The 20,772-nt window shown below is 62.2% G+C and carries 15 protein-coding genes; 6 read left to right on the forward strand and 9 right to left on the reverse strand.

The genetic code is table 11. From position 1 onward, the window contains the following. Positions 1-67: 67 nt before the first annotated feature. From DEM27_RS03215 to DEM27_RS03230, 4 genes are all read left to right on the forward strand, one after another. Complete coding sequence (locus DEM27_RS03215) at positions 68-1,639, forward strand: Do family serine endopeptidase (protein ID WP_420028791.1); 1,572 nt, start codon at positions 68-70, stop codon at positions 1,637-1,639. Positions 1,640-1,784: 145 nt separating this feature from the next. Next, positions 1,785-2,486, forward strand: coding sequence for a response regulator transcription factor (locus DEM27_RS03220; RefSeq protein WP_109456930.1), 702 nt, complete (start codon positions 1,785-1,787; stop codon positions 2,484-2,486). A 19-nt stretch (positions 2,487-2,505) separates the two neighbouring features. Continuing rightward, positions 2,506-3,918 carry a sensor histidine kinase gene (locus DEM27_RS03225; RefSeq protein ID WP_109456720.1) on the forward strand — a complete coding sequence of 471 codons (1,413 nt, stop codon included), beginning with the start codon at positions 2,506-2,508 and terminating at the stop codon, positions 3,916-3,918. A 45-nt stretch (positions 3,919-3,963) separates the two neighbouring features. Continuing rightward, on the forward strand, positions 3,964-6,924 hold the full coding sequence (locus DEM27_RS03230) for a bifunctional [glutamine synthetase] adenylyltransferase/[glutamine synthetase]-adenylyl-L-tyrosine phosphorylase (RefSeq protein WP_109456721.1): 2,961 nt from the start codon (positions 3,964-3,966) through the stop codon (positions 6,922-6,924). A gap of 6 nt (positions 6,925-6,930) precedes the next feature. On the opposite strand, the gene DEM27_RS03235 is transcribed toward DEM27_RS03230, so the two are convergent. Further along, positions 6,931-9,249 carry a PAS domain-containing sensor histidine kinase gene (locus tag DEM27_RS03235; protein WP_109456722.1) on the reverse strand — a complete coding sequence of 773 codons (2,319 nt, stop codon included), beginning with the start codon at positions 9,247-9,249 and terminating at the stop codon, positions 6,931-6,933. A gap of 154 nt (positions 9,250-9,403) precedes the next feature. Further along, entirely contained in the window at positions 9,404-12,052 is a 2,649-nt protein-coding gene (gene pepN, locus DEM27_RS03240; RefSeq protein ID WP_109456723.1) for an aminopeptidase N, read from the reverse strand. Positions 12,053-12,382: 330 nt separating this feature from the next. Between pepN and DEM27_RS03245 the strand changes: the two genes are divergently transcribed. Continuing rightward, positions 12,383-13,312 carry a DMT family transporter gene (locus DEM27_RS03245; protein WP_109456724.1) on the forward strand — a complete coding sequence of 310 codons (930 nt, stop codon included), beginning with the start codon at positions 12,383-12,385 and terminating at the stop codon, positions 13,310-13,312. 18 nt (positions 13,313-13,330) lie between these two features. Here the strand turns inward: DEM27_RS03245 and DEM27_RS03250 are convergent, their stop codons facing one another. Both DEM27_RS03250 and DEM27_RS03255 read right to left on the reverse strand, forming a co-directional pair. Next, entirely contained in the window at positions 13,331-14,401 is a 1,071-nt protein-coding gene (locus DEM27_RS03250) for a CPBP family intramembrane glutamic endopeptidase (protein WP_165823331.1), read from the reverse strand. Between the two features lie 90 nt (positions 14,402-14,491). Then, positions 14,492-15,730, reverse strand: a complete 1,239-nt coding sequence (locus DEM27_RS03255; RefSeq protein WP_109456726.1) for an MFS transporter — start codon at positions 15,728-15,730, stop codon at positions 14,492-14,494. Positions 15,731-15,933: 203 nt separating this feature from the next. Here DEM27_RS03255 and DEM27_RS03260 point away from each other — a divergent pair, with 203 nt between their 5' ends. Further along, positions 15,934-16,869 (forward strand): hypothetical protein, encoded by a 936-nt coding sequence (locus tag DEM27_RS03260; RefSeq protein WP_205908857.1) that lies wholly within the window; start codon positions 15,934-15,936, stop codon positions 16,867-16,869. A 4-nt stretch (positions 16,870-16,873) separates the two neighbouring features. On the opposite strand, the gene DEM27_RS03265 is transcribed toward DEM27_RS03260, so the two are convergent. The 5 genes from DEM27_RS03265 to DEM27_RS03285 all read right to left on the reverse strand — a co-directional run bounded on the left by DEM27_RS03265 (position 16,874) and on the right by DEM27_RS03285 (position 20,680). Beyond that, complete coding sequence (locus DEM27_RS03265; RefSeq protein WP_109456727.1) at positions 16,874-17,053, reverse strand: hypothetical protein; 180 nt, start codon at positions 17,051-17,053, stop codon at positions 16,874-16,876. Between the two features lie 32 nt (positions 17,054-17,085). After that, positions 17,086-17,268: a hypothetical protein gene (locus DEM27_RS03270; protein WP_109456728.1), complete on the reverse strand. Its 183-nt coding sequence runs from the start codon at positions 17,266-17,268 to the stop codon at positions 17,086-17,088. A 139-nt stretch (positions 17,269-17,407) separates the two neighbouring features. Beyond that, positions 17,408-18,301, reverse strand: a complete 894-nt coding sequence (locus tag DEM27_RS03275; protein ID WP_109456931.1) for a uracil-DNA glycosylase — start codon at positions 18,299-18,301, stop codon at positions 17,408-17,410. A gap of 64 nt (positions 18,302-18,365) precedes the next feature. After that, entirely contained in the window at positions 18,366-19,649 is a 1,284-nt protein-coding gene (locus DEM27_RS03280; protein WP_109456729.1) for an Hsp70 family protein, read from the reverse strand. Positions 19,650-19,780: 131 nt separating this feature from the next. Further along, positions 19,781-20,680: a LysR family transcriptional regulator gene (locus DEM27_RS03285; protein ID WP_109456730.1), complete on the reverse strand. Its 900-nt coding sequence runs from the start codon at positions 20,678-20,680 to the stop codon at positions 19,781-19,783. Positions 20,681-20,772: the final 92 nt, after the last annotated feature.

The following is a 20,772-nucleotide window of genomic DNA, read 5'->3' on the forward strand; positions in this document are numbered from 1 at the left end:
TTCCTAGTAAGGTGCGCGCACCTATATCTTCGTCATCAACTCATGGCCACGACGGGTGGTCAGCCAGATGAACAGAAGGTTTCAGCGCATGCTCAAAGGCAAGATCCTCTCCTACAAAACCGCTCTGAAAGCGACGACGGTTGCCGGTCTGGCGGCAGTCATGCTCTCGACCGGTATTCCCTCCTACGTTCACAACTCATTCGCCGAGGCCGTGAAGATCGACGCGCCGCAGGTGGCGAGCTTCGCCAACGTGGTGGATGCCGTTTCGCCGGCTGTGGTTTCGGTCAGCGTGCAGTCCAATGTCCAGGACACGGCGAATGATGACAGCAACTTCAGCTTCAACTTCGGCGGTCGCGGTTTCGACGAGCTTCCGGACGATCATCCGCTGAAGCGTTTCTTCCGCGAGTTCGGTGGTCCCGATGGCGAACGCCGCGGCGAGCGCTTCCGTCGCGGTCCGGGCGGCAAGCATCACCTGCGCCCGACGGCCCAGGGCTCCGGCTTCTTCATTTCCGAAGACGGCTACCTCGTCACCAACAATCATGTCGTTTCCGACGGCGAAGCTTTTACGGTCGTCATGAACGACGGCACCGAACTGGATGCGAAGCTGGTCGGCAAGGACAGCCGTACGGACCTCGCCGTTCTGAAGGTCGATGCCGGCAATCGCAAGTTCACCTATGTGCAATTTGCCGATGACAGCAAGGTGCGGGTCGGTGACTGGGTCGTTGCCGTCGGCAATCCCTTCGGCCTCGGCGGCACGGTGACGGCCGGCATCATTTCGGCGCGTGGTCGCGATATCGGCTCCGGCCCCTACGACGATTACCTGCAGGTGGATGCGGCGGTGAATCGCGGCAATTCCGGCGGCCCGACCTTCAACCTTAACGGCGAAGTCGTCGGCATCAACACGGCGATCTTCTCGCCCTCCGGCGGCAACGTCGGCATTGCCTTCGCCATCCCGGCATCGGTCGCCAAGGATGTTGTCGCCGACCTGATGAAGGATGGTCAGGTGAGCCGCGGCTGGCTCGGCGTCGAAATCCAGCCGGTCAACAAGGATATCGCCGAATCCCTCGGTCTTTCCGAGGCAAGCGGTGCCCTCGTGACCCGGCCGCAGGAAGACTCTCCGGGCCTGAAGGCAGGCATCCAGAAGGGTGACGTGATCACCGCCGTCAACGGCGAGACCGTCAAGGATCCGCGTGATCTCGCCCGCCGTATCGGCGCCATCGCACCGGGCTCCAAGGTGGAAGTCTCGTTGTGGCGCGAAGGCAAGGCACAGTCGGTCACCGTCGAACTCGGCAGCCTGCCGAGCGACCAGAAGCAGGCTTCCGCCGAGGACGCGCAGAAGCCGGCGGACGACACCACCTCGGCTGAGAAATCGCTGGCGGCGCTCGGCCTGACGGTTGCACCGGCGGACGACGGCAAGGGTGTGACGATCGTTTCCGTCGATCCCGACTCCGACGCCGCCGACAAGGGCCTGAAGCAGGGCGAGAAGATCACCTCCGTTAACAACAAGGAGGTTACCTCCGCCGATGACGTGACGAAGATCATCAACCAGGCCGCCAAGGACGGACGCAAGAAGGCGCTGTTCCAGATCGAGACCCAGAACGGCAACCGCTTCACGGCGTTGTCGATCGATCAGGGCTGACCTGCGCGACAGGCCCTGTCTATGAAAGAGAAGGCTGCGCGGTCGCGAGGTCGCGCAGCTTTTGTTTGTCCAGTATCCAGGGAGCGGCACCATGAACCATGTTGATCAAACCGCCGGCGGCGCGGATTCCGGTTGTTCGCCGAGCATGCGGGACGGTATGGTCGCCTCCATGAAGATTCTGCTGATCGAAGACGACCTGGAGGCCGCGGCCTACCTGACCAAGGCCTTCCGCGAGGCCGGGATAGTCGTCGATCATGCCAGCGACGGCGAGAGCGGCCTCTTCATGGGCAGCGAAAACAGCTACGATGTGATGATCATCGACCGCATGCTGCCGCGCCGCGACGGTTTGTCTGTCATCAGCGAATTGCGGCGCAAGGGCGTGCATACGCCCGTGCTGATCCTCTCGGCGCTGGGGCAGGTGGACGACCGGGTGACGGGCCTGCGTGCTGGCGGCGACGACTATCTGCCGAAACCTTATGCCTTCAGCGAGCTTCTGGCCCGCGTCGAGGTGCTGGGGCGGCGCAAGGGCACGCCGGAGCAGGACATGGTCTACCGGGTCGCCGACCTGGAACTCGACCGCCTGTCGCATGAAGTGCGCCGCGGCGGCAAGGAGATCCTGCTGCAGCCGCGGGAATTCCGCCTGCTCGAATATCTCATGCGCAATGCTGGCCAGGTGGTGACCCGGACCATGCTTTTGGAAAACGTCTGGGACTATCATTTCGATCCGCAGACGAATGTGATCGACGTGCATGTCTCGCGGTTGCGGTCGAAGATCGAGAAGGATTTCGACCAGCCGCTGCTGAAGACCGTTCGCGGCGCCGGCTACATGATCAAAGATGAGGGCTAAGCTGTCTAGCTCCGCTGGCATGACGACGTTTCGTGTTCTCTACAAGTCGACGGCCGTGCGGCTGTCGGCGCTCTATATCGTTCTCTTCGCCATCTGCGCCGCCTTTCTGGTGTTCTATGTGACGGCGCTCTCCGAACGCATCCTCGGACAGCAGACACAGGATACGCTGCAGCAGGAAGTGAGCGACATACAGCGCGCCTATGGCCGCGGTGGCATGAACGCCATGCTGCGGATGATGGAACGCCGCGCCAGGCAGCCAGGCGCCAATCTTTACATCATCGCCAGCCCGACGGGTGAGATCCTGACGGGCAACGTTGCCTCCGTCGAACCGGGCGTGTTCGAGACGGAAGGGTGGACGCTGATTCCTTTTCGCTATGAACGCTATTCCGAAGGCGGCGCGACCACGGACAAGCACCAGGCCAACGGCCACGTCTTCGTGCTCGACAACGGCTTGCGCATTCTTGTCGGCCGGGATCTGGGCGAGCCGCAGAAACTCCGCTTCCTGGTGCGGCGCGCCCTGATGGTGGCGCTTGGCGTCATGGGGCTGGGGGCACTGGTGATCTGGTTCGGCATCGGGCGCAATGCCTTGAAACGCATCGACCGGATGTCGGCGGCGAGCACGAAGATCATGGCCGGCGACCTGTCGCAACGCTTGCCGGTCGGCGGTTCGGGCGATGAGTTCGACCGCATGTCGGAATCGCTGAACGCCATGCTGGGGCGCATCGAGAAGCTGAACGAGGGGCTTCGCCAGGTCTCCGACAACATCGCCCACGATCTCAAGACACCGCTGACCCGCCTGCGCAACAAGGCGGCGGATGCGATCGGCCGCAAGGACGAGGACGGACGCCGCGCCGCTCTGGAAGGCATCATCGCCGAATCCGACCAGTTGATCCGCACCTTCGATGCCTTGCTGATGATTTCGCGGGTGGAGGCCGGCTCCGTGGCCGCGGAGATGTCGTTCGTCGATCTTTCCGCCATCGTCGCGGACAGCGTCGAGCTTTACGAGCCGGTGGCGGAGGAGGCGGGGCTGTCGCTGGTCGCTGATATCCAGCCGGATGTCGGGGTGCAGGGAAACCGCGAACTGATCGGCCAGGCGATCTTCAATCTCATCGACAATGCCATCAAATACGGGGTCGGCGCGGATGCCGGCGCCCGTATCCGCATGCGCCTCGTCAAGGAGGAGGGCGGCATCCGGATCTGCGTTGCGGACAACGGCCCCGGCGTGCCGGCCGACCGGCGGGACGAGGTGACGAAACGTTTCGTCCGTCTCGACGAAAGCCGGTCGAAACCGGGTACGGGGCTCGGCCTTTCGCTGGTGGAGGCGGTGATGGAACTGCATAACGGCCGGCTGGAGCTTTCCGATACCGATCCTGACAATGCCGTCGCGCGCGGACTGACCGCGACGATGGTCTTTCCTGCGCCAGAACAGTGAGATAGATCTGAAAGGCAAGGCAATCAGCGGGGAGACGAGCGGAAGATGGCCGAAACGGGAGCGCATGGTTTTTCGGAGGTAACCGCCGGCGTCCTGCGCCCGCTGAACCAGACCGAGCTGAAATCCGTCCTGGCGGAGTTGAAGGAGATCGGCAAAGGCGAACCGGCGCTGGCAGCGAAGCTGGCCGGTAACGATGCCCTCAAGGATTTTCTGGCGGCGGCACTGAGCCTTTCTCCTTATCTGCGCGACACCGTCAGCGCCCATCCCGACCTGCTTGCCGCAGCAATCGAGGGCGGCATTCAGCCACAGCTGGAAGCGGCGATTTCGGATGCGCGCACGGCCTGGCGCCCGGATGGCGACGGAGCGGTTCCGAGCGAAGCGGAGGTGATGACGCGGCTCAGGATCGCCAAGCGCAAAGCCGCCTTCCTGACCGCGCTGGCCGATCTTGCGCGGATCTTCGATGGCCGGCAGACGACGGCGTGGCTGAGCCGGCTTGCCGAGGCGGCGGTGATGGCGGCCGTCGATCACCTGCTGCTTGCCGCCCATCACTCGGGAAAAGTCGCGCTGCATTCCGTCGAGGAACCGAGCAAGGGTTCTGGACTGATCGTGCTCGGCATGGGCAAGCTCGGGGCGCGGGAGCTCAACTATTCTTCCGATATCGACCTTGTCGTGTTCTTCGACATCGCCGCCGGCATCGTTCGCGATGCGGATGATGCGACGGATACGTTTGCACGCATGATGCGCCGGCTGGTGCGCATCCTGCAGGAGCGCACGGCCGACGGTTATGTTTTCCGAACCGATCTGCGCTTGCGACCGGACCCGGGCTCGACGCCGCTGGCCATCCCGGTCGAGGCGGCGATGATCTACTACGAGGGGCGGGGGCAGAACTGGGAGCGCGCCGCCTACATCAAGGCGCGGCCGGTGGGCGGGGATATCGTCGCCGGCGAGGCTTTTATGCGCGAGCTGACGCCCTTCGTGTTCCGCAAATATCTCGATTATGCGGCGATCGCCGACATTCATTCGATCAAGCGGCAGATCCATGCCCACAAGGGGCATGGGGCGATTGCCGTCAAAGGACACAACGTCAAGCTGGGGCGGGGCGGTATCCGCGAAATCGAGTTTTTCGTGCAGACGCAACAACTGATCGCTGGCGGGCGCATGCCGTCGCTGCGCTGCAAATCCACGGAAGAGACATTGCGGGAGCTGACTGCAGCGAAGTGGATCGACCAGGCGACCTGCGACGAACTGACGGAATGCTACTGGTTCCTGCGCAATGTCGAGCACCGCATCCAGATGGTACGGGACGAGCAGACTCATCTGTTGCCGGAAACCGACGTCGAGCTGAAACGCATCGCCTACATGAACGGTTCTCCCGACCTCGCCGATTTCACCGAAAAACTTTCGGTAACGCTGAAAACGGTCGAGAGCCGGTATGCGAAGCTGTTCGAGCAGGAAACCAAGCTGTCGACCGAGACCGGCAACCTGGTGTTCACCGGACAGAACGACGATCCCGATACGCTGAAGACGCTGGCCAAGCTTGGTTTCGAGCGGCCGGCGGATATTTCCCGCACCGTCCGGACCTGGCATTACGGGCGCTACAAGGCGACGCAATCGGTCGAGGCGCGGGAGCGGCTGACCGAACTGATGCCGGAGCTGCTGCGGGTTTTCGGCGAGAACAAGCGGGCGGACGAGGCGTTCCTGCGTTTCGATGCCTTTATTGCCGGACTGCCCGCGGGCATCCAGCTTTTCTCGCTGCTCGGCAACAATCCTGCCCTTCTGTCGTTGATCGTCAACATCATGTCTTCGGCGCCGCGCCTGGCGGATATCATTGCGGCCCGGCCACATGTCTTCGACGGCATGCTCGATCCGGGCCTGCTTGCCGAACTGCCGACCCGCGACTACCTCGAAGGGCGGATCCGGCAGTTCCTGAGTTCGGCGCGGCACTATGAGGAGATACTGGACCGGCTGCGCATCTTCGCGGCGGAGCAGCGTTTCCTCATCGGCATCCGTCTCCTGACCGGAGCGATTTCCGGGGTGGTTGCCGGGCGCGCGTTCACCCACCTGGCCGATCTGGTGATCAGCGCGGCGCTCGACGCGGTCATGGCGGAGATTATCGGCGTGCACGGTCGTTTTCCCGCCGGCCGTATTGCCGTGCTTGGCCTCGGCAAGCTCGGCAGTTTCGAGCTGACGGCTGGTTCGGACGTCGATCTGATCCTGCTCTACGACTATGACGAGGATACGGGGGAATCGGATGGGCCGAAACCGCTCGATCCGGTCCGTTATTTTACCCGTGTGACCCAGCGGCTGATCGCAGCGCTTTCGGCGCCCACGGCCGAAGGGGTTCTCTTCGAGGTGGATATGCGGCTGCGTCCTTCCGGCAACAAGGGGCCGGTTGCGACGCGGATCACGGCTTTTGAAAAGTACCAGAAGGAAGAGGCCTGGACCTGGGAACACATGGCGCTGTCGCGCGCCCGGCTTATCTGCGGCGACGACGAACTGATAGGACGGGCTGAAGCGATCGTTTCGCAGGTGTTGCGGACGAAACGCGACCCCGGCAAGATTGCCAAGGATGTCGCGGAGATGCGGGCGCTGATCGAACAGGAAAAGCCGGCACAGGATATCTGGGACTTCAAGATGATCGCCGGCGGGCTGGTGGATATCGAGTTCATCGAACAATATCTGGCCCTGACCGCCCCGGCGGGGGCGAGCGATGCCGCTTCGGGCAAAAGCACGTTCGAGGGGCTGAAGGCTTACAGCCCGGGCAGGATGGATGCCAACGATGTCGATCTGTGCCTCGAGGCACTGACGCTCTTCACCGAGATTTCGCAGATCGTGCGCCTGTGCATCGACGGCGCCTTCGACCCCAAGGAGGCACCGTCCGGGCTTGTCGATCTCGTCTGCCGGGCCGGCGACTGCCCCGACATCAAGACGCTGGAAGGCGAGATCAAGCGGCTTTCCAAGGACGTGCGCAAGGTATTCCAGGCGACGGTGAAAAACTCCGCGTGAGGTCGATCAGGCCCGGCGGTCGGGAATTTGCAGCGAAATCACTGTGCCGACGTTTTCACGCGAGCGGATGGTCATGCTGCCGCCATGCAGCAGGGTGAGGGAGCGGGAGATCGCCAGGCCAAGTCCCGAGCCGCCCTTGCTTTTGGCATATTGGCTTTGAACCTGCTCGAAGGGCTGGCCGATCTTGGTGAGGGCTGTCCTGGGGATACCGATGCCGGTATCGGCGATGGTGAGTCTGACGCAACCGGGCAGGCGCCGGGCGCGGACGGCGACGCGACCGCCTTCGTCGGTAAATTTGACCGCGTTGGAGAGGATATTGAGCAGGATCTGCTTCATCGCGCGGCGATCGGCAGGCATCGTCAGGCCGGCTGAGAAACGCTGGTCGATGGTGATGTTCTTCTGCGCGGCGGGAATGGCGGTAAAACGCAGGCTTTCCTCGATCAGCGGCACGAGATCGATCATCTCGCATTGCAGCTTCATGTGGCCGGCTTCGATCTTCGACATGTCGAGGATGTCGTTGATGACGTTGAGCAGGTGCTTGCCGCTTTCGTGAATGTCCTTGGCGTATTCGCCATATTTCGGCGAGCCGACCGGGCCGAACATCTGGTTGAGCAGGATCTCGGAAAAGCCCAGGATGGCGTTGAGCGGCGTGCGCAACTCGTGGCTCATATTGGCCAGGAACTCGGATTTTGCCTTGTTGGCGGCCTCGGCCCGTTCCTTTTCTGCCTGGTAATTGGCATTGGCCGTCGAAAGCTCCGCCTTCTGGCGCTCCAGCGTCTGGCGTGACGCCGAGAGGTCGTTGATGGTGGCCATCAGCCGGCGCTCGGATTCGCGCAGGCGCTCCTGGTTGCGCTTCAACAGGGTGATATCGGTGCCGACCGAGACCATGCCGCCGTCGCGCGTGCGCCGTTCGTTGATCTGCAGCCAGCGTTCGTCGGCGAGCTGGACTTCCGTGGTCTGCGAATGGCCGGAGCGGTCAGGGTCGGCGATGCGCCGTTCGATGACGGGGCGGGCTGCGGCGGAATTGACGGAGAGACGCTCGGTGCCGGGTACGAGAACACGATCCGGAAGGCCATAGGCCTGCTGGTAGTGGGCATTGCACATCACCAGCCGGTCGTTCTTGTCCCAGAGCACGAAGGCTTCCGAGGTGGATTCGATGGCGTCCGCAAGGCGCTGGTCCGCCTCGGCATACCGTTGCGCCAGGCGATGCTGCTCGGTCACGTCCATGGCGATGCCGATCATGTGCACGCGGCCGGAGGATATGCGGATGACCTGGGCGCGGGCACGCATCCAGACATAGTGGCCGTCCGCATGGCGCATGCGGAACACCTGGTCGACCTGGCGCGACTGGCCCCTGGCGACCGAACGGGCGAGCGAATAGAGGTTGCCGTCGGCCGGATGCATCATCCGTGCCGCCTCGGCGAAGGACAGGTAGTTGTCGGATGGCGGCATGCCGAGCATTTCGTACATCGAGCGCGACCAGTAGAGGCGGCGGTTGTTGAAGTCGAAATCCCACAGGCCGCATCGGCCGCGTGACAGCGCCGTCTCGACCCGCACGTTCGATTCAAGGAAGATCTCGTCGGCATCGCGGGCGCGTTTGACCTGGTTGTAGTAGGCGTAGAGCACCACGAGAAGGATCGACGAAATTCCCGCAAACAGCGTGACGTTGAGGGCGATTTCTTCGCGCCAGAGCGCGTTGATGCGATATTGCGAACCCACGGCCAGTACAAGGTCGCCCTGGTTGCCGACCAGCATCAGGGAGGCATAGTGCGGAATGTCGTTGAGCGCGGTCTCGATGACGCCGGCGCGGTTGCCGAAGCGCTGCAGGGTGGCGACCTCGGGCAGGATGCCGGCGAGTTCGCTGCCGACATAGGCGGCGCCGGCCGCCGAGGCGCCGATGACCTTGCCGTCGGCGCGAACGAGCAGGACGAAGTTTCCGGGCGCCAGGCGATCCTGCGGCAGCGCCTTCGCCAGCCGGTTCTCGGACGCCAGGCGGTCATCGTTGGCAAAGCCGGTGAAGTCGGTGAAGAATGCTGCCGCTGCGGCGGCGGCCGACAGCGAAACCGATTGCCGTGCCGCTTCCTGCAGCCTTGCCTGTTCCGAAAGCATACCGGCGATGCGGGCGATTGCCACCACCGCCAGAAAGGCGACGATCAGGATGGGAATGGAGCGCTTCAGGAAGGGCTCGATCCGGGAAAGCTTGCGGGCGATCGGTTCGGCAAACAGCCTGCTGCGATTCGTGAGGCCGTCGTCCCAGCTTTCCTGCCTCGGAAATTGTAGTCGCAACCGCCCATCGGCTGCGGTTGCCCGCCGCGCGTCCGTCATCGTATCCGCTGATCCCTCGTGTGATTCGAGGCGCCGCTCGCCCGAATCTACCCTAATGAATCAAAGGTGATTCGCCTTGTCCAGCGGAAAAGTTAAAAGACCTTAACCTGTTTGCGGGGATAGGTGCCGGGGGCGATCCGGCACCGTGTCGATGTCAGGCCTTCAGCATCCGTTCGACGATATCGCGGACGTCGGTGGAAAGGCCGGAAGCGCGCTCGATCTGCAGGAGCGCTTCGCGCGCCAGATCTGCCCTGACGGGCTCCAGCAGCCGCCAGGACCGCATCGCGGTCAGGATGCGGGCGGCGAGTTGCGGATTGCGCTTGTCGATATCGAGGATCTCGTTTGCCAGGAATGCATAACCGGCGCCATCGGCCCGGCTGAAGCCGGTCGGGTTGGAAAAGGCGAATGTTCCGACCAGCGCCCTGACCCGGTTCGGGTTCTTGGCGTTGAACAGCGGGCTGCGCTGCAGTTCCTTCACCCTGTCGAGCGCGGCGGCGCCGGGAATCGTCGCCTGGATGGCAAGCCACTTGTCGATGACCAGGGCATTGTCGCGGAAGCGCTGTTCGAAGTCCGCCAGTGCCTTGGTTGTTTCCGGAGCCTCGGGAAAGCGATGGGCGAGAATCGTCAGCGCGTAGCTGAGGTCTGTCATGTTGTCGGCAGCGGCGAAAGCCGCGGCAGCACGGTCCGGCGTGTTTTCAGCGTAGGAGAGATAGGTGAGCGCGGTGTTGCGCAGCGCACGCTTGCCGGCGCTTGCGGCATCCGGGCTGAAGGTGCCCGACGGAAGCATCGCCTCGTAGAGTGCTGCGAAGGTTTCGACGCCGGCCTGGGCGATTTGCGTCAGAATGGCCTGGCGTCCGGCATGGATCGCATCCGGGTCGTTGTTGTTGCCGAGCTCGCGGGCGATGTCGGCTTCGCTCGGCAAGGTCAGGGCCTGCGCCCGGAAGGCCGGCTCGAGATTGTGGTCCGCGGCGGCCCACAGCAGGGCGTCGATGAGGACCGGATCGCAAGTGACGGGCTTGCCTTCCCGGGCGTCGCGGGCCGCCTGCGTCAGGTTGGGCAGTGCCAGATCGGTCAGCGCCTGCCAGCGGGCGAAGAGATCCGTCTCATGACGGGCAACGTGGGCGAGGTCTGCGGGGCTCTGGTTGAAATGCAGGTTGATCGGCGCCGAGAAGTCGCGGTTGAGCGAAAGCACCGGCCGGGACGAGACGCCTTCGAAAGTGACGGTGTGGGCGCGATCCGTGAGGTGCAGCACGTCACCGGTGAGTTCCGCACCGGTGACCGCGGTCGGCTCGACTTCCGATCCGTTGTCGAGGATGAGGCCGAGCCTTAGCGGAATATGCATCGGCTCCTTTGCTGCCTGGCCGGGTGTGGCCGGAACCATCTGCTCCAGCGACAGCGTGAAGGTGGCGTTGGCGGGATCGTAGCTGCCCGAGGCGGTAACGAGCGGCGTGCCTGCCTGGTGATACCAGAGCGAGAACTGCGACAGGTCGCGGCCGCTGGCATCCTCGAAGCATGTGACGAAGTCCTCGACGGTGGCGGCCTGGCCGTCATGCCGTTCGAAATAGAGATCCATGCCCTTCTTGAATGTCTCGCGGCCGAGCAGGGTGGCGATCATGCGCGTCACCTCACTGCCTTTCTCGTAGACCGTCGTGGTATAGAAGTTGTTGATCTCGCGATATTTTGTCGGACGGACGGGATGGGCGAGGGGGCCGGCATCTTCCGGGAACTGTTCCGCCTTGAGGTGCCGGACCTCGGCGATGCGGCGCACGGCGCGCGAGCGCATGTCGGCGGAAAACTCGTGATCGCGGAAGACCGTCAGGCCTTCCTTGAGGCACAGCTGGAACCAGTCGCGGCAGGTGATGCGGTTGCCTGTCCAGTTGTGGAAATATTCGTGCGCGATGATCGCCTCGATATTGGCATAGTCCGTATCGGTCGCGGTCTCCGGGTCGGCAAGGACATACTTGTCGTTGAAGACGTTCAGGCCCTTGTTTTCCATCGCCCCCATGTTGAAATCGGAGACGGCGACGACCATGAAGATGTCGAGGTCGTATTCGCGGCCGAACACGTCCTCGTCCCATTTCATCGAGCGCTTGAGCGCATCCATGGCATAGGCGGCGCGCGGCTCCTTGCCGTGTTCGACATAGATCTTCAGCGCGACCTCTCGGCCGGACATGGTGACGAACGTATCTTCGACGACGCCGAGATCACCGGCGACCAGCGCAAACAGATAGCTCGGCTTCGGATGCGGGTCGAACCAGGCGGCGAAGTGTTTCCCAGGCCCGTAGCCGGCGCCGCCGAGAAAATTGCCGTTCGACAGCAAGAGCGGATTGGCTTCCTTGTCGGCGATGATGTTGACGGTGTAGACGGCCAAAACATCGGGACGGTCGGGGAAATAGGTGATACGCCGGAAGCCTTCCGCCTCGCATTGCGTGCAATAGATACCGCCGGTGCGGTAAAGGCCCATCAACTGGGTGTTGGCTTCCGGATTGATGATGGTGGTGACGGTGATTTCGAACGGCACGGAGGCCGGCAGGTCGGGGATCGTCAGCGTTTCCGGGGTGACCGTATATTTTTCGGCAGGAAGTTCGTTCTGGTCGAGCAGCAGGCTGTACAGTGACAGTTCGTCGCCGTCGAGCACGAGGGGTGCAGTGGTATCGGCACCTTCGCGGCGATGGAATATCAGCCGAGCCTCGACCTTCGTTTCCGTCGGGTCGAGTTCAAATGTCAGATCCACGCGTTCGAGCACGAAATCGGTCGGACGGTAGTCTGCCAGATTGATCACCTGGCCTGTATCTGTTCGCATGATGCTTCCTGATTGAGCTTCCCCATAAAAGCGATGCCGCGCTCCCCCGTCACGGCCACCGCTTTGGAGCGTGATAATATTTTCGACCGAAATACTCCCATCAAAATCTGAATGATTATTAAAATTATCTCATGTTTTTATCATATTTCACAACTTCTGACAGATGCCGGATCTCTGCAAGGAAATGGTGTTTCACAAGGTTCGATGCCATTTCGACTGGCCGTGCCGATATTTTGAGATAGAGTGGTATCTTCTCTCCGGCTGATTTGAGAAATGCGTGTTCTTCTCCGGTCATTGCCAAGCCAAAATCCTTGCCGCCCAGAGTGACCGATGACCAGCCGTGCCGTGGACCCCTTGAAGGGGATTCTCCTGAAGATTGCTTCTGTGATGGTGTTCGTCGGCATGCAGACATTCATCAAGCTGGCGGGGCCTGGCATCAATCCCGGACAGATCACCTTCTATCGTTCCGCCTTTGCCATCGTTCCCATCGTTCTCTACCTGGCCTATCGCGGGCAATTGCGCGAGGCCTTGTACACCCGCAATCCTGTCGGGCACCTGAAGCGCGGATCCATCGGCATCCTGGCGATGGGATGCGGCTTCTACGGGCTCGTGCACCTGCCGATGCCGGAAGCGATCGCCATCGGTTATGCGATGCCGCTTTTTGCCGTCGCCTTTGCGGCGATCTTTCTTGGCGAGACGGTGCGGGTCTATCGCTGGACCGCGGTCTTGTTCGGCCTCATGGGCGTGATGATCATCAGCTGGCCCAATCTGACCCTATTTCTCGACGGTGGCTTCAGCTCGGAGGCGGCGACGGGAGCACTGGCCGTGCTGTTGTCGGCCGGGCTCGGCGCTGCCGCGATGATCCAGGTCCGACAACTGGTGCGGGAGGAGAAGACGACCACCATCGTTCTCTATTTCTCGCTGATTGCCTCGCTGTTTTCGCTGGCGACGCTTCCTTTCGGCTGGGATTGGCTGGACTTTCGGGCAACCATGTTTCTCTTGTTGTGCGGTTTCTGCGGCGGCGTGGCCCAGATCCTGCTGACATCGAGCTATCGTTACGCCGAGGTTTCGACGATCGCGCCGTTCGAATATACCTCGATCCTGCTGGGCATCGTCATATCCTTCGTTCTGTTCGACGATGTGCCGACGGCGACCATGCTGATCGGCACGGCGGTCGTCGTATCTGCCGGCATCTTCATCATCTATCGCGAGCGGCGGCTGGGGCTGTCGCATAAATCGGCGGATACGGCGTCGAAGTAGTGCGCCTCATCGACCCGCTCATACGAAATGAAGGGCGAAGGCGGCGGTACCGGCGATCACATGCACCATGGTCGCACCGATCAGATTGCCGTGGCGCAGGAAAAGCCAGCCGAACAGCATGCCGGAAAATGCCGTCACCGCGACGGCGGGCAATCCGAAATGCGCATGGAAGAGCCCGAAAATCAGTGACGCGACCAGAACCGAGCGAATGCCGCTGCGATCGTTGGTCAAGCGCGCAAGCGAGCTCTGGAGCACGCCACGAGCCAGAAGCTCCTGCAGGAAACTGTGCGGCGCATAGAGAAGAATGACCAGCAGCAGACCGGCCGGCGAGCTGTAGTCGACCGTTCCGGTCACCGGTTGCGTGTCTCCGACAAGGTACGACAAGCCGACGAGGGCGCCGAGCGCCAGGATCGAAACAATCACGCCTTCCCGAACGGCCTGCCGCCAGTTGTTGAGCGTCAGCCCGATCGAGGCGGCCGGAAGCCGGAGCCAATAGGCCGTCACGAAGACCGGCCCGGCGACGATGATCAGATAGGCCCAGGCGAATGCCGGCGAATAGACGTCCACATCCAGATATTGATCGACGATCAGCGTCAGGATATTGGCGAGGCCGAGCATCGACAGGAACAGCACCGCGAGATGGCCGAATTCGGCGCGCTCGCGCAGGGCCTGCACCTTTTCCGAGACGTCGCTGATGATGGCCACGACACCCAGGGCGCTTTCGCTACCGCTTTCCTGCATCATGCTCGTGCGAATGGTCAAATGACGTTCGCTGCCGGTTTCATCCCTGATGACGAGGTCGCGGGTAAGAACGTTGTTCGGGGCGTAGATGGCATCGAGCATGGCATCGATGACGTCGCCAAGATCGCTGCGATGCAGCAGAGCTTCCGCGAAATTTTCACCGACGAAGTCCGTTTCGCCGAGCGAGAGAATGGCGCGTGCCGGCCCGTTCATGGTGATGATCGTCCCGGTGCCATCGACCGCGATCACGCCGTCGCGCATGTTCTGAACGATGACCGGGAAGATCACGTTGCCGCCGTTGCGGTTTTCCGCAGGCACGGTCATCGTCTGGCTCTCGTCCTCTTGCACGCCGTTTCCGCCTGATACGTTTCCTTGTTTTTTGGATATATTGTCAGGAAAAATCTGTCGATGGCAGCGGACCATTCATTTTTGGGTGACTTAGCTGTTGTCTTCAACAGTAGAGGCTACCGACGCGGCACCCTCCGTCCCCTGCATCGGCAGCGCTTTCGATTGGAAATCGGTCTTGCCTTCCATGTCGGCACCCCTTCGGTTCATGCGCCAGGCAGCGTATCCGCTATAGACGGCAAAACCCACGGCCAGAAACCACAGCAGGCCCTTCGGCCCGCCATATTCCATCAGCGTTCCGCCCATCACCGGTCCGGTCACCGTGCCCAACCCATAGAGGATCATGATCCCGCTCGAGATCATGACATATTCGTGCGGCGCGGCGCGGTCGTTGGCATGGGCCGAATTCAGCGCATAGATCGGATAAAGAACGGTGCCGACAAAAAACGCGGCGACATAGAGCGGATAGAGATGCGTGACGTCGACGAACGTCATGATGATGCAGGCGACGACGCCGATGGCGCCGCAAACGATCATCACCAGCCGGCGGTCGACCCGATCGGATATCCGCCCGATCGGCATCTGCGACAGCGCGCCGCCCGCCAGCACTGCTGCGAGAAGCGTGGCGCCTTCCGCCGTGCTGAGGCCGATATTCTGGCCGTAGACGCCGCCGAGGCTGCCCCAGGTGCCGGCAAGCGCACCGGCTACCACCGCACCGACGAAGGCGATCGGCGAAAGCCTGTAGAGTTTCGTCAGGTTGAAGCTTGCCCCGGCGATCGGCGCGGGCGATTGGGCGGTGGACAATGCCGTCGGCAGCAGCGCCAGCGAAAAGATCACGCCGCACAGGATGAACAGTTCCGTCGTCTTGGGATCGCCGAGCGGCACCAGATATTGGCCGCCGATCGATCCGACGAGGCAGGTGATCATGTAGACGGAGAACAGCGTACCACGGTTGTCATTGGTGACGCGTTCGTTCAGCCAGCTCTCGATGATGAGGTAGCTGCCGGCCATGGCAAAGCCGGCAAGGGCGCGAAAGAGCACCCAGGCACGCCATTCGACCACCAGGGCGCACAGCAGGATGGCGACGGTCAATAGCGTGATCAACGCGCCGAAGACACGCACATGGCCGACCCGGCGCACCAGCATCGGCGTAATGACGCATGACAGGGTGAAGCCGAGCGTGTAGCCGGTGGCGATGACGGAAATGGTGAGCGTCGACCAGCCTTCCGCAATGGCGCGGATGGGAAGCATGTAGTTCATCAGCCCGAAGCCGATCATCATCAGCAGGGTCGACAACATCAGGCTGGCGATCGAAATCAGGCTGCCGAGCATGGTCTTCCTTTCGGTCTCTCCCCTGTGAGGCTTGCCGTGCCGAATGTGACAGGGAGCACTGCGAACGGCGCTGCATGGCTTACCCCTGTTGCCCTTTGATTTCCAAGGGTATATTTCGATCCCATAAAGGACATGACGGCTTTCGACGTAAAATACCTGAATGTTGGCCTTGAGCCGGCTGAATACCCTTTCATAGGCAAGGCATGGCTTTTACATCCGACGACCTCAAGCGCAATCCGGACTTCATCCGCGCGCTTATACATCTGGCGGTCAATCTGGGGGATTTCCATCGTGAAAACCCCAGGCTTTGCCGCACGCTTGTGTCCCATCAGCGGTGGTTGATGGGACAGGCGGCCTATATGCTGTTTCTGGAGGCCGATCCGGCGCAGCCCGGATCCGGCCTGACGTCGGCGCGCTTGAAGGATTTTGTCCTTCAGACCGGCTGCGCCAGCCGCAATACGGTGCTCGCCTTTGTCGAGGAAATGCTGAGCTACCGCTTCCTGCGCTACTATCCCGAAGACGAGGGACGCCGTTCCCGCCGGCTGGAACCTGCAGACGTCGCGCGCGCCGGCATGTTTCACTGGCTGCTGGCCAATCTCGCCGCTCTCGATCAGCTCGATGGCGGGAGCAGGGCGCAGACGATGGCGGCGGATCGTGACCTCGCCGATCCGACGCATCGGTGCGCCGTGCGGACGTGCCTGGAGAATAAGGCATGGTGCGAGCCGCCCCAGCGTGTGGCGATGTTCCTGTGGACGGAAGCCGGCGGGCTGGTGATGGATGAACTCGTCTCGCGCATCGACATGTCCAGGCAGATCGATGGCCGGATGAATATCGGGCGGGTGGATGCGCGCGTGCTGGCCGAAAAATTCATGATGTCGCGCACGCATCTGCAGCGCTTGCTGAAGAAGGCGGCTTCCGATGGATGCATCGGCTGGTACGATGCCAGGCGTGGCGGGGATATGTGGTTTTCCAGCGACTTCCTGACGGAGTATTCCGCCTGGCAGGCAATCAAGTTTGCCGCCATCGATCAGGCGTTCAAAGCCGCACGAACCGCCATCGAACCGCAGTTTGCCGAAGAAGAAAACAGTTCCGTGCCGGAAAATGCCACGAGCCTGTTCCAGGCCTGCGGTTTGATCTGAAGGTTCAAAGCGGAACGGCAGCCATCGACGGGTCGTTGCAGCCATCTTTGCGCTGCTTGCCCGCGATTTCCCCCGAAACCTGGCAGCAGCGCTCGAATTCTTCGGCGGCACGAACCGCGGACGCGATATAGGCGCAGCTTTCGGAAACCGCATGCAAAAGCTGGAATGGGAAAGACCGGGGCATGCGTTACACCTGCGAGCGAAACTGTCTGTCGATCAGCGTTCGCGAAAATCTGCGAAAATGGCCGTCTGTCGCGTCACGTGGCGATAGCCCGTGGCGGTCAGCTGCTCGTTCGTGGCAGAACCGAAATGATGGTAGTCGCGGCTGGAGCGACCGAAGGTACCGGCGAGACGAAGAGTCTCGAAGCCGGAATGAATGGGACGAAAACGCGGAGTCATTGCCTTGGTTCCTAGTCTGAATTTCCTCCCAAGACATGGGTAATATATTGCAATGCAACATGATTCTGCAACGCACCGAAGCGGGCGGCTGTCATGCAGGAATTGCATGGCTTTTTTCATATATTTTTAATGTTGATATTTATTTAAGCAGTTCGCCGGCGCGTCCCCGGAATGCCTGAAGATCCGCCCATGCGAGCCGCTTGTTGATCGGTGCTGTCAGCAGTTCCTGTGGATGCAGGCTGGCAATTGCCGGAACGATGAGCGAACCGATTGAAATCTCTCGCCATTGACCGCGCACGGCATGGATCGTCTCGCTGCCGCCGAAGAAGAACCGGGCGCTGAAATTGCCGAGCAGAAGCACGGCGCGAGGCTTGGCTAGCGCAAGTTGCTGCTCGATGAACGGCCGGCAGATGTCCATCTCCGGCTGGGAAGGCATGCGGTTGCCGGGGGGGCGCCACGGCAGGATATTGGTGAGAAACACCTTGTCCCTGTTCAGCCCGATCGATGCCAGCATGCGATCGAGAAGCTGGCCGGCGCGGCCGGCAAAAGGTTCGCCGTCGCGATCGTCGTCGGCATTCGGCATCGGCCCGACGATGGCAAGGCCGTTCGACGCGTCGCCCCTGGCGAAAATCGTGCTGCGCGCCGTGCTCTTGAGATTGCAGCCGTTGAAATTTTCCAGGGCCGTGCGCAGCTCTTCCAGCGATTGGGCGCTTTCCGCCGCAAACCGTGCCTGGGCAATGGCCTGGTCGTCGGGGATAGCCGGCGGGGCCGAGAGCGGGCGCTCCCGGGCGACAGGCTGGGCCGCTTTGTCGCGACTTGCGGCGGTCGTGCGGCCCTCCATCCTGTTGGTGGAGGAGGCCTGTGACGGCGTCTGCGACACAGGGGCATGCGCTTGGCGCGCTTGCCGGGCAGCCGCGAATTCCTGAAAACGATCGACGGCCTGCTCTTCCAGCATCCAGTCGACACCGGCATCGGCATGGAAATGCAGCAGGGCGGCAAGCTCGGCGGCGGTCAGGTCTTGGGCAGCGATCATCATCCGTGTTTACCGCATCCCGACCCGCCGGGAAAGGCCGGGATGCGCTGACGGGCGCCTCCGGTCAGGCCGTCCACTGCGCGATATCGCTGCGCTCGCCGATCAGCGCCAGGCCATGGGCGATCGACAGCAACTCGCCACCGCTTTCGATGCGGCTGGCTTCGAAGCGTTCGGTGAACAGCCGCCGGACGGCCGGCACGAAGGATGTGCCGCCGGTGAGGAAGACCTTGTCGATCTCGCCGGCCCGGGTATCGGTCTTGGCCAGCACCTCGTCCAGCGCTTGCTCGATGCGCGCCAGATCGGCGGCGATCCAGTTTTCGAAGTCGGCCCGCCGCACCGTGGAATTGCCGTCCCGGCCGAGCGGCGGGAAATTGAACTCTGCTTCTTCGTTTTGCGACAGCGCCATCTTGGTCGCCGAAACGCCCTGATAGAGCGGATATCCCTCGTCGTGCTCGATCAGGTCGATGAAGGTTTCGAGCTTTTCCGGTTCCAGGCTGGAGCGCACCAGCTTTTTAAGATCGGCGAATTCCTTCGATGTCTTGAACACCGAAAGCTGGTTCCAGCGGCTGAAATTGGCGTAATAGCCGCTCGGCACCTCCAGAACCTTGTCGAAACTCTTGAAATGGCTGCCCTTGCCGATGCGCGGCGCGACGATGTTGTCGACGATGCGCGAATCGAACTGGTCGCCGGCAACGCCGACGCCGGAATGGCCGACCGGCGTGGCGGTCAGGCGGCCTGCATGCGTTTCGAAGCGGATCAGCGAATAGTCCGTCGTGCCGCCGCCGAAATCGGCGACCAGTACGGTGGCGTCGGCCTTGAGGTTTTGCGCGAAATAGAAGGCGGCGGCCACCGGTTCGTAGACGTAGTGGATTTCGGGGAGGCCAAGCCTCACCAATGCGTTGTTGTAACGGGTCATGGCCAAGGCCTCGTCCGGGTTGGCGCCGGCAAAACTCACCGGGCGGCCGACGACGAGGCGGGAGACATCGCTGCGCCATTCCGTCCCGGCATAGGATTTCAGCCGCTGCAGGAACACCTCCATCAGGTCTTCGAAACTATAGCGTTTGGCGAAGACGAGCGTGCCCTGGAACAGGGCGCTGGCGGCAAAGGTCTTGATCGATTGCAGGAAACGACAGTCGCCGGGATTGTCGATGAATTGCTGGATCGCCGCCCGCCCGGCTTCCGTCTTCACGACAGTCGCCTTGTCCTTGAGAAAGGACAGGGCGGTGCGCATGCTGTCGCTGACGCCGGCGCTGCTGGTGAAGGTCATGGAACGGGTGCCGGAGCCGCCGTCGCCAAGCGCCAGAACTGTGTTGGTCGTTCCAAAATCGAGACCCAGTGCGCCAGCCATGTCTGCGCCCTTTCAAACTGTCATTTTCGTTGGTGGTGGCCCGGAGGCGCCGGCCGGATATGAGCCGGGCCGGGGTGAGGAGGGGGGCGTCTTTGGCATGAAGAGGCGGCGATGGCAAGCGTTGCCTTTGTTCAGCCGGGCAATGCGTTGCCGCTCCCGCGTGTCTGCTCGGCCATGGCGGCGATCCAGCTGCGGAACGCCTCCATCGCCGTGCTCACATGCCGGGATTTGAGCCGGGTGAGCCAGTAGCGGCCCTTCGAGACGTATATGGGGAAGGGCTGCTCTACCCATCCGGCGGCCAGGTGCCGGGAAAACATCAAGGGCGGGGCCAATGCCACGCCTGCGCCCTGCAAGGCCGCCTCCATCATGATGACGGAAGAGTCGAAAACCAGGCCGCGGATCGCCGGCGGCTCGATGCGGGCGGCTTCGAACCAGCTCGGCCACTCGTCGGCACGATAGGAGCGCAGCAGCGTCTGGCGGGTCAGGTCTTCGGGCGTTCGCAACTGGGCGGCGAGCGCCGGGATGCACAACACCGAAAGCGGCGCTTCGAACAGGGCCTCCGCATCGGTATCGTGCCATGCGCCGCTGCCGAACCGGATGGCATAATCCAGTCCTTCGGCGGCGATGTCGACGCGGTTGTTGTTGGTCGAAAGCCGGATGTCGATGAACGGGTATTTTTCGCGGAAATCGGCAAGCCGCGGCAGCAGCCAGCCGACTGCCAGCGTGCCCACGGCGCCGACCGTCAGGACATCGCGCAGGTGGCCGCCCTCGAAGCGATCGAGCATGTCGGCCATCCGGTTGAAGGACTCCTGCAGCGTCGGCAGCAGTGCCATGCCTTCGTCCGTGATCATCAACCCGCGCGGCAACCGGCGGAAAAGCAAGGTGCCGAGCCGTTGTTCCAGGAGCTTCACCTGGTGGCTGACGGCCGCTTGCGTGACGCAAAGCTCGATGGCGGCGCGGGTAAAACTCAGATGCCGCGCCGATGCCTCGAAAGCGCGCAGCGCGTTGAGCGGCAAATATGGTCGAACCATGACAATGCCCAAATTAAATTCATGTCTCGCCGAAAATATCATCGTTTGTCGTGTCGCGGCAAGAGACGCTAGAAACCGGTCATCCAACCGAA

It is taken from the genome of Rhizobium album (genome assembly GCF_003122325.1).
Taxonomy (GTDB): domain Bacteria; phylum Pseudomonadota; class Alphaproteobacteria; order Rhizobiales; family Rhizobiaceae; genus Metarhizobium; species Metarhizobium album.

What these genes read in the sequence shown, in the direction of transcription:
- DEM27_RS03225 (WP_109456720.1), top strand. Translation starts at nt 2,506, where the DNA reads ATGACGACGTTTCGTGTTCTCTACAAGTCGACGGCCGTGCGGCTGTCG.
- pepN (WP_109456723.1), bottom strand. Translation starts at nt 12,052, where the DNA reads ATGCGAACAGATACAGGCCAGGTGATCAATCTGGCAGACTACCGTCCG.
- DEM27_RS03245 (WP_109456724.1), top strand. Translation starts at nt 12,383, where the DNA reads ATGACCAGCCGTGCCGTGGACCCCTTGAAGGGGATTCTCCTGAAGATT.
- DEM27_RS03280 (WP_109456729.1), bottom strand. Translation starts at nt 19,649, where the DNA reads ATGGCTGGCGCACTGGGTCTCGATTTTGGAACGACCAACACAGTTCTG.
- DEM27_RS03285 (WP_109456730.1), bottom strand. Translation starts at nt 20,680, where the DNA reads ATGGTTCGACCATATTTGCCGCTCAACGCGCTGCGCGCTTTCGAGGCA.
- DEM27_RS03215 (WP_420028791.1), top strand. Translation starts at nt 68, where the DNA reads ATGAACAGAAGGTTTCAGCGCATGCTCAAAGGCAAGATCCTCTCCTAC.
- DEM27_RS03235 (WP_109456722.1), bottom strand. Translation starts at nt 9,249, where the DNA reads ATGACGGACGCGCGGCGGGCAACCGCAGCCGATGGGCGGTTGCGACTA.
- DEM27_RS03230 (WP_109456721.1), top strand. Translation starts at nt 3,964, where the DNA reads ATGGCCGAAACGGGAGCGCATGGTTTTTCGGAGGTAACCGCCGGCGTC.
- DEM27_RS03265 (WP_109456727.1), bottom strand. Translation starts at nt 17,053, where the DNA reads ATGCCCCGGTCTTTCCCATTCCAGCTTTTGCATGCGGTTTCCGAAAGC.
- DEM27_RS03275 (WP_109456931.1), bottom strand. Translation starts at nt 18,301, where the DNA reads ATGATCGCTGCCCAAGACCTGACCGCCGCCGAGCTTGCCGCCCTGCTG.
- DEM27_RS03220 (WP_109456930.1), top strand. Translation starts at nt 1,785, where the DNA reads ATGCGGGACGGTATGGTCGCCTCCATGAAGATTCTGCTGATCGAAGAC.
- DEM27_RS03255 (WP_109456726.1), bottom strand. Translation starts at nt 15,730, where the DNA reads ATGCTCGGCAGCCTGATTTCGATCGCCAGCCTGATGTTGTCGACCCTG.
- DEM27_RS03260 (WP_205908857.1), top strand. Translation starts at nt 15,934, where the DNA reads ATGGCTTTTACATCCGACGACCTCAAGCGCAATCCGGACTTCATCCGC.
- DEM27_RS03270 (WP_109456728.1), bottom strand. Translation starts at nt 17,268, where the DNA reads ATGACTCCGCGTTTTCGTCCCATTCATTCCGGCTTCGAGACTCTTCGT.